Genomic DNA, 8,514 nt, shown 5'->3' with positions numbered 1-8,514 from the left:
ACAACTTACCGCAATAGTTCGGGGAGAGTAGTTTCTAGTTTCAGACAATTAGCACCATTCACCTGTAATTGATACTCTACCTTATCCATCAACCGATTCATAATTAACCAACCATAACCACCTTCTTGCTTTTCTGTGGGGTTGGGAGGAAAGTAAGTAGATAAATCAAAACCTTCACCATAATCCCAAATCTCTATAGATAAATCTCGGTCTTTCAGTTCTAACCGCAGTAAAATTGTTAATCCAGGCTTGTTTTTATGGGCATGACGCACAGCATTAGAATACCCTTCTGTTAAAACCAAGCGTAAGCGACCTGATTGTTTGATCCAATCAACAGATTCCCCTAATTGTAATTGTAAGCATCCGAATAACCATTGTTCTGCAATATTGATGAAATTTAGGTCACTGGGAACATGAAGTTCACTTTTCATAACCTATAAAACCTCCAGAGACAGTATAGTTTGATCATCTTCTTGAACATCGTTATTGGATTGAATAAGAGCTAATAAATTATCAAGATTAAGGGGTTGAGATTGTTTTTTAATAAGTTGCCATAGACCTTCTTGGTTAAGCATAGAACGATGAGTTGTTCTCGAACTGTCTAAGGTTTCCCAGACAGTTGCTTCCGTAATTCCATCACTAGTCAGGAGTAATGTATCTCCAGTAGCAAGAATCAAACGTCCGGACTCAGCCTGCCATTTAGGTAATATTCCCAAGGGAATACTGCGAACTTTCAGATAATGGGGAGAATCATTCACAGTGGCTTGTTCTGACCACACAAAAGGATAAATATGCCCCGAATTAGCATAGACAAGTTCTCTTGTGATTGGGTGATAACGAGCTAAAACCATTGTGATAAAATAATTACTGGTCATTAAATCATCAATCAAAGCATAATTGAGATTTTGCATGATGACATTTGGCTCTACTGCTACTTCTTGACAGAGTTCCCGACGCAGCAAAGAAATCGTACTAGCCATAAACAAAGCCGCTGGCACACCCTTCCCAGAAACATCACCAACTGCTAACCACAAATCACCATTAGGATGAACAAACACTTCAAAAAAGTCACCTCCTACCTCTCGTGCTGGATAGCAACAAGCTTGGACTCTTACACCTGCCATTTCTGGTAAAGTTTGCCGCAATAGGTTATGTTGAATTTGGCGGGCTACTTCCAACTCTAAGTTAATTTGTTGTTGTTTTTCTTGCAAACTCTGATAGAGTTTTGCTTGGGAAAGGGCTAAGGCTGCTTGTTCTGCTACACCTGTAATCAGTTGAATATCTTCTTGATGCCAAATGTGATCACTTCCCAATTTACAAATAGCAATAATAGCTAGTAAATCCTGTTGATAAATGAGTGGAAAAATTAGATATTGACAAGGGATGTCTTCGTAGATATCGTCTTTTATTTCATAATGGTGAGTTTGGAAAACCTCGGCAATTAAATTACTAAGGTCTGGAAGTAAATCATAGATTTTAGATTGAGAATTTTGATAGCAAAATTGCTTTTCGGTTAGTAAATCATCTTCGACTGGTTTGACTAAGCAATAATGAGCCGCAAATGTTTCTCCAATTGTAGTAACGAGTTTTTGCAGCATATTGTCATAGTCTAAAGATTCTCTAATTGCTGTTGTTACAGCATTAAATAAAGATTCCCGTCGCAAGGTACGAGATAATTCTGCTAATCGTTTTTTAACTAAGCGATAGGTATCACTAGCTTGATTGACTAATGTTTGGAGTTGGCTGGGATTCCAAGGTTTTGTAATGTATTTAAATACTCGACCTGAGTTAATTGCATCTACTAAATCTTCTACATCTGTAAAACCTGTGAGCAAAATCCGAATTGTATCAGGAAACCGCTCCACTGTCAGACTTAATAGTTCGCTACCGTTCATTTCAGACATTCTTTGGTCGGAGATAATGACAGCCATTTCACCTTCTTTTTCTAAGATAGCTAAGGCTTCAGTGGCACTATTAGCCTTATAAACTTTAAAATCTTTCCAAAATGTGCGATAGAGGACATCTAAGTTGTCTAGCTCGTCATCTACGACCATGAGCTTGAGCTTATCTAACTTTTTTCCAGCCATAAGGTGTCCTTAATTTTAATAACTAAGTAGGTGGACGTGAAATAACCAAAAGTGTGTACCGATATGTAAATTTACCTCAATGCGTTATTGTCGTTGAGTTTTAGCCATTGCAAAAAACGAAATATATTTTGATTTTCCTCCTTCCGCCTACTTAACTAAGCCAGAACGCATAGCAATTACTGCTGCTTGGGTACGGTCATTAGCACCTAGTTTGTTCATAATATTACAAACGTGGGTTTTTACGGTTCCATTTGCAATATAAAGTCTCTCGGCGATATCATTATTACTACAGCCTTCGATAATCAATTCTATCACTTCTAATTCTCTGTCTGAGAGAATACCGACTTTAATAAGTTGTTTATGATCATGGGATTTGAGAGAATCTTGTTTTTGCTTGGCCTTTTCTACAAGAATCCGGGCAATCACTGGATCAATCCAAGGATTTCCCTCAGCAGTTACCCGGATAGCATTCAGTAAGTTGTCAAACTTGATATCTTTCATACAGTAAGAGTCTGCACCAGCACTAAAGGCTGAAAGTACGGATTCTTCATGATCAGATGATGTTAAGATTAATACTTTTGTATTTAATAACTGTTGATGATTCGCTTTAATTTTTCTGGTTAATTCAATTCCATCTTGATCTGGTAAACCTATATCCACAATCGCCACATTTGGCTGTAGCTTTTTTAACATTATAAACCCATAACGAGCATTGTTAGCTTGTCCAACTAGTTCAATTTCGTCTTTTCGTTGTAATGCTGTGTAAATACTGAGGCGAGTGAGTTCATGATCTTCAATGATGACAGTGCGGATTTTACTCATTTTTCGTCACATATTTTGGTTTTTTCCGTCCACCTGACTTAAAAATAAAACCCTACTCCTAGCCCTCCCCGTTTTTCCAGGGGGGAATAAGAAGTTTTTTATATGTCCTGGTGTACGCAGTTCATGATGGCTACTTAGATATACTAAACACGGGTGAGATTTAAACTTTTGCCAAATGACAAAGAACCCAGATGTGTAGGGGTAAAGCAAGAGCTTCATTGGTGTCAACTTAACGTAAAACATCTATCCCGCAAAGAACTCAATTCAATTCATCTCATTCCCAGTCAGAGACTGGGAATGAATCCTAGAAGGCTCTGCCTTCAATGATATTAGAGGCAGAGCCTCATCAACTGCATTCCTAGTTAGAGACTAGGAACGAGGTGTGGTAGGGATTTGAGCTTAAGTTGACACCATTAAGCTTTTGCTTTACGCCTACGTTTAGAATCAAACAATCAAGCAAATTACTGAGTATATTAAATAATATAACCTTTTTTTGACTAAGTTATTCCAAAGCCAGACAGCAAAGTAGTTTTACTCCTGACTCCTGACTCGGCGATCGCTAATTTTAGATTTTAGGGAACACCAAAAAATAAATTACCCAATTTTGTGGGATGGGCATCCTGCCCGTCCTTGATGATTAGCGGGCTTTTCGTCCCGCACCACAAGAAATTTTTGGGTATTTTTTTAATTGGAAGTCCCTTAGATTAAAAAAATTTGGTACAAGTCCCGTCCTCTCCTCTACTAACGGAAAAATACTCGCTGCGCTGCGTACGCTTCGCTAACGTAAATCCCAAATCCAAAATTTTCGAGATTCTACACTTGAGGGTGAAGTCAATCCAAAATCGAGTGACTCCTAAATTCTGCTGTATATTAACGCTGGGCTACTCGCAATAACAAAAACAAACCTGTGGCTAATCCAAATAAATTAGGCAACCAAGCACCAATGAAGGGCGAAAGAATACCAGCTTGTGCTAATGCTCCAGAGACGGATAGTAGCAAATAGTAACTAAAAATTACAATCACGCTAATACCAAAACTTGTGCCACGTCCAGTGCGTTGAGGGATGCTACCCATAACTGAACCAACTAAGCCAAAAATAACGCAAATAAAGGGAAAGGCGATTTTTTGTTGGATTCGCACTTGCAGTTTGCGAATTTTTTGATTGTTCCCACCTAAACGTTCTATTTCTAATTGTTCTAAGGCTTGGGAGATATTCATTTCGCCGTAGTCTCGGCTATTTTCGGCTAAGGTTAAAGGTGTGCGAGGAAGTTGTAATTGCTGATGTTCAAATCGTAAAATATTCCGATATGAGCGATCTGTCGCTACTAAATAGATAGTCCCATTGTAAAAATCCCAAACTTGTTTTTGAGTGTTCCATTTAGCTGATTCGGAAACAACGATTTGATCAACTCCGCCTCGGGAACGATCTATAATTGTTAAACCATTCATTTGCTTACCATCAAATTGGTCAGCATAAAATAAGCGAGAAAGGATCTTTTTTCGAGTACCATCTGCTTCTTTAAATTCTCGATATTCGGGATAGTAAATATTTTGTTGTTTAAAGGAAGGTTGGTCTGATTTGAGAGCTTGTGCTAGGGTGATAGTGGCTTTGTAATTGGCAGCGGGGGCAATTTGCTCATTAAATAAATAAGTGATGAGAGTGACGGCAAAACTTAACACCACAGCCGTCAAAACCATGCGATAAACACTAACACCACACCCACGCAAAGCGATTAATTCACTTTCGCTAGAAAGGCGACTATAGGTCATTAAAGTAGCTAACAAAGTGGACATGGGGAAAGAGTACACCATGACATAAGGTAGCTTTAAGAGGAAAATCTCTAGGGCGATATTGAGAGGTAGCCCGGATTCTACAACCTTTCGCAGTAATTCAAATAAACTATCAATTGCTAAAACTACAGAAGTAAATGCACCAACACCAAATAAAAATGGTGAAATTAATTGCATCGCTAAATAGCGATCCATGATAGAAAATGAAAATATTGAAATTAAATTGGAGAAGGGTTTAATCTGTTTAGATATCATGATTATGTTTCGTGAAATCTCTCTTAGAGATCCCGCAGGGTAGATGCAAAGGAACAAAGGCACAAAGTTTAAACTGCGAAATTATCACCTAAATAATATTGTCGCACCAAGGGGTTGTTATACAGTTCGTCAGAGTTGCCAAAAGCCAGAATTTGTCCTTCACGCATGATATAACCACGATCTGTTATGGCTAGGGTTTCGCGGACATTATGATCTGTGATTAAAATTCCCATACCGCGATCGCGCAGTTGACTGACAATCTCCTGAATCTCAGACACAGCAATGGGATCAACTCCAGCAAAAGGTTCATCTAAAAACAGGAATTTGGGTCCTTCTTTCCCTGCTGCTAAAGCCCTCGCTAATTCTGTGCGTCGTCGTTCACCACCAGAAAGTTGAATCCCTTTACTATTAGCTACCTTTTCTAAGCGAAATTCTTGTAATAAGGTATGTAGTCTGTGTCTCCATTCTCTCCTGGGAACTTGAGTTTGTTCAAATACTAGGAGAATATTTTCTTTCACTGACAACTGACGAAATACACTTGCTTCTTGAGCTAAATAGCCAATACCTAATCTAGCCCTTGTGTGCATGGGGAAATTAGTAATATCTAAATTGTCTAACCACACTTTGCCATGATTCGGTTTTTCTAAACCTGTGGCAATATAAAATGTTGTCGTTTTCCCCGCACCATTAGGACCAAGTAAACCGACAACTTCCCCTTGGCTAACAGAAAGACTAACACGATTTACAATTAATCGTTTACCGTAGGATTTGTGAATATTCTCTAAAACAATTTTCACTATGGGATTTTGTCTAGGTATAGATGCTAATTAGAACGCTTTAAGGCTGGAGTTTTTGGGGCTGGTTTCGTAGTTTGTCTACTAGGATTAGAATCTTCTATCATATATATAGATTCTACCTGACGGTTAGATTGGGGTAAGGCGATGAATCTGCCTTCGTCAATTAAATAGGTGACTTTTTCGGCACGAATGCTATTGCTACCCTGTTGTAAAATGTAAACATTACCACTGAAGTCAATCCGTTTTTCTTTACTAAAGTATTGAGCTTGAGCAGATGTGGCTTGAATTTGGCGAGCCGGGTAGACCATTTGCACATTGCCACGAGCAGTAATTACTTGAGTTTTCGCGTCATATTCTTGGGTATCGGAGCGAATAGTCAGGGGACGATTTCCCCCAGATTGGGCTGTAGCTGGTGGCAATTGGCTGGGCAATCCTGCAACACATACAAGGGAAATTGGCAGTGCCAAGGCTAATCCTAAGCGGCGTATCCGTGATTTTAGCAATTGATAAGGAGGTATCATAGTAATTAGGGAACGGGGAACAGGGAGATAAAAATCAAATATGAGTCCTATAGCAAAAATGGACGGTTTTTTAAACTTTAAGTTTCGCTTCCAGAACCTTTGCTCACAACTGGCAAAAATTTGTTAATTGTTACCGAATTATCAAGTCTGACACACCCACAAAAAATTAAGCAAATAAATCCCACAAATCATCAAAATCCCACAAATCATAGTTTAGACAGGGAAATACTGGGTAAAAGTCGAGATTGATTTTCAGCCAATTTATTATTTGCCATTGGTTGTAGACTTTCTTGTTGTAGAGTCTTTAACAAATCCACACTTTCAGTAAATAATTCTTCCACATTAATACCGCCGTAGCTAGGTAGATAACGGCGAAGACGATTACTACCTTCGCCTAAAAGAATCATTGCCCCCCGTTGGTTATGATTACCCAAATGATATAGTCCTACAGCAATTTGGAGAATACCTTGATAAAAAGTTTTATCTGGTTCGATACTATCGATCCAGAGTGCTTCAAGAATGTCATGACAAGCGTAGAACTGTCCAGCATTGAACTGTTCTACACCTTGCCAAAACTCTTCAGGCATGATTTCGCTCATCCCATGCTATCCCGAACTTCTTTGATAGTCTCCATAGAGATTTCTTGTTTGTCGCAGGAAAACTCATTATCAGAGGTAAGGAATAGCATACAGTGACATTCTTTGCGTTCGCGCATGGGGACGCAAGGGCAATTCCAAAAAGCGGCATTAACTTCGGCTTCCTTATCTTCGTAGTGACGACAAGGGCATAAAGGCGCACCGAGTTCATCTTTATGCTTGGCTAGTCCTTCGATCACAACTGCGGTAACATAAGGTTCAGAACAGAAGTATGTTCCCGTCCGTTTGGCGTATTGTTCGGAAAAATGCCGCATTGCTTCTAGGCTTTTATCGCTGGATTGTGAATTCACTTCTGATGTCACCATGGGCTGTGCTGTTGATAAATTTTAATGTTTCATTGCATTGTACATCAGGCTCAGTGTGAGAAATCGCCTTAAAATAAATTAAGAGCTTTTTGTAGTTGGAGTTGTAGTTCTTGTTCGTTTTGGACGATGATGCCGGGATATTCCCGATTAATGACGGTTTCTGTGGCTGAATCTGGATTTTGCCACAGTAGCCAACGACTACCCGGAGGTAAGGAAGATGTGGTGAAAGAGTTTTGGGTTAGCCAAATGAGGGGGCGGTGATCTGGTGGTAAGCTGTTTTTTTCGGTGGGGTTGGTGGCTGCTAAGGTTTCGAGAACGGAGATATTACCTGTAGTTAAACCTGTGGCTGATGTCCATAGTTGCACTTGCAGTTTTTGTTTTTGGGCATAAAAATACAGGGAAGCAGCAGCAATCACGGCTTGTTCAAACAATTCTTGTTGCCATATAAAGGAACTATCTATGGCAATGATAATTTCTTGTCCCCCGGTAATTACTTCTAATTCCCGGACTCGTAATTCTCCATAGCGAGCGCTCGTCCGCCAATGAATCAACCGAGTAGGATCACCCATGCGATAGGGACGCAGCGATCGCACTAATCCCGTTGTTGCCATCTGTAAAGGTTTACCACGCGGATCTCCCCTTTGGCTATCATCTTGTCCGATTTCATCAATTAAGGGGCAGGTAGTCAAGGGTAAAACGGTGGGATAAACAGTCGCCCTAGCTTCACACTGACGAGGACGACGACAGGAAAATAAACCCCAGGGCGCACCTGTGACTAATTCTACTGTGTGCCAGCGGTAAATACCACGCTGTTGGGTCGGGTGATAATAGATGCACTGATAACTCTCTTGTGGTGGAATAGCTTCAATATTTTGCTGGACCGGTTGACCAAGAACAAATGGGAGAATGTCTCTAATTTGTAATAAACTAGAAGATTGTTTTTTCTGATTTTGAATTTCTATTTCAATTTTCAGTGCATCACCAGCGATTACTGGTGCAATAGGACGACGCTTAACAATTATACCTGTGAGCGATCGCGGCGCAACAAAAGCCGACACCCCCAAAAGCGCAAAACTAACCCCACTAATCACATACAGCCAGCCAGCCATGGTATTAATCCCTGCACCCAAATAACACACAGAGATTCCCGCCAACACCCAACCGCCATAAGCAGGTGCAGCAGCCCAGGTTTCCAGCCAATTGTTGATTTTTTTGGTAATTTTCATCTTTCTTGTTTAACTTAATTGGGGGAATAGGGAACAGGGAATAGGCAAGGGCAA

General features: G+C 39.9%; 9 protein-coding genes. All 9 read right to left on the bottom strand.

What is annotated here, in order from left to right:
* Positions 1 to 5 precede the first annotated feature (5 nt).
* Positions 6 to 431, bottom strand: a complete 426-nt coding sequence (locus tag FJR37_RS11580) for an anti-sigma regulatory factor (RefSeq protein ID WP_039203956.1) — start codon at positions 429 to 431, stop codon at positions 6 to 8.
* A gap of 3 nt (positions 432 to 434) precedes the next feature.
* The gene (locus FJR37_RS11575) at positions 435 to 2,087 is read right to left on the bottom strand and encodes a SpoIIE family protein phosphatase (protein ID WP_168466081.1); all 1,653 of its coding nucleotides are present in this window, start codon (positions 2,085 to 2,087) and stop codon (positions 435 to 437) included.
* Between the two features lie 147 nt (positions 2,088 to 2,234).
* Positions 2,235 to 2,909 carry a response regulator transcription factor gene (locus FJR37_RS11570; protein ID WP_168466080.1) on the bottom strand — a complete coding sequence of 225 codons (675 nt, stop codon included), beginning with the start codon at positions 2,907 to 2,909 and terminating at the stop codon, positions 2,235 to 2,237.
* A gap of 870 nt (positions 2,910 to 3,779) precedes the next feature.
* A complete protein-coding gene (locus FJR37_RS11565) occupies positions 3,780 to 4,895 on the bottom strand; it encodes an LptF/LptG family permease (protein ID WP_039203961.1) in 1,116 nt (371 codons plus the stop codon).
* A 128-nt stretch (positions 4,896 to 5,023) separates the two neighbouring features.
* A complete protein-coding gene (gene lptB, locus FJR37_RS11560; protein ID WP_039203962.1) occupies positions 5,024 to 5,752 on the bottom strand; it encodes an LPS export ABC transporter ATP-binding protein in 729 nt (242 codons plus the stop codon).
* A 26-nt stretch (positions 5,753 to 5,778) separates the two neighbouring features.
* Positions 5,779 to 6,273, bottom strand: a complete 495-nt coding sequence (locus FJR37_RS11555; protein ID WP_039203964.1) for an LptA/OstA family protein — start codon at positions 6,271 to 6,273, stop codon at positions 5,779 to 5,781.
* A gap of 206 nt (positions 6,274 to 6,479) precedes the next feature.
* Positions 6,480 to 6,872 carry a DUF309 domain-containing protein gene (locus FJR37_RS11550; protein WP_039203965.1) on the bottom strand — a complete coding sequence of 131 codons (393 nt, stop codon included), beginning with the start codon at positions 6,870 to 6,872 and terminating at the stop codon, positions 6,480 to 6,482.
* Complete coding sequence (locus FJR37_RS11545; protein ID WP_168466079.1) at positions 6,869 to 7,234, bottom strand: ferredoxin-thioredoxin reductase catalytic domain-containing protein; 366 nt, start codon at positions 7,232 to 7,234, stop codon at positions 6,869 to 6,871. Before FJR37_RS11545 ends, FJR37_RS11550 begins: the two co-directional genes overlap by 4 nt.
* A gap of 68 nt (positions 7,235 to 7,302) precedes the next feature.
* Complete coding sequence (locus tag FJR37_RS11540) at positions 7,303 to 8,460, bottom strand: DUF58 domain-containing protein (protein WP_168466078.1); 1,158 nt, start codon at positions 8,458 to 8,460, stop codon at positions 7,303 to 7,305.
* Positions 8,461 to 8,514: the final 54 nt, after the last annotated feature.

Origin of the sequence: Aphanizomenon sp. UHCC 0183, assembly GCF_009712065.1 — a bacterium.
Taxonomy (GTDB): domain Bacteria; phylum Cyanobacteriota; class Cyanobacteriia; order Cyanobacteriales; family Nostocaceae; genus Dolichospermum; species Dolichospermum heterosporum.
The sequence above is the reverse complement of the archived record's forward strand: the minus strand, read 5'-3'. Positions and strand labels throughout refer to the sequence as shown.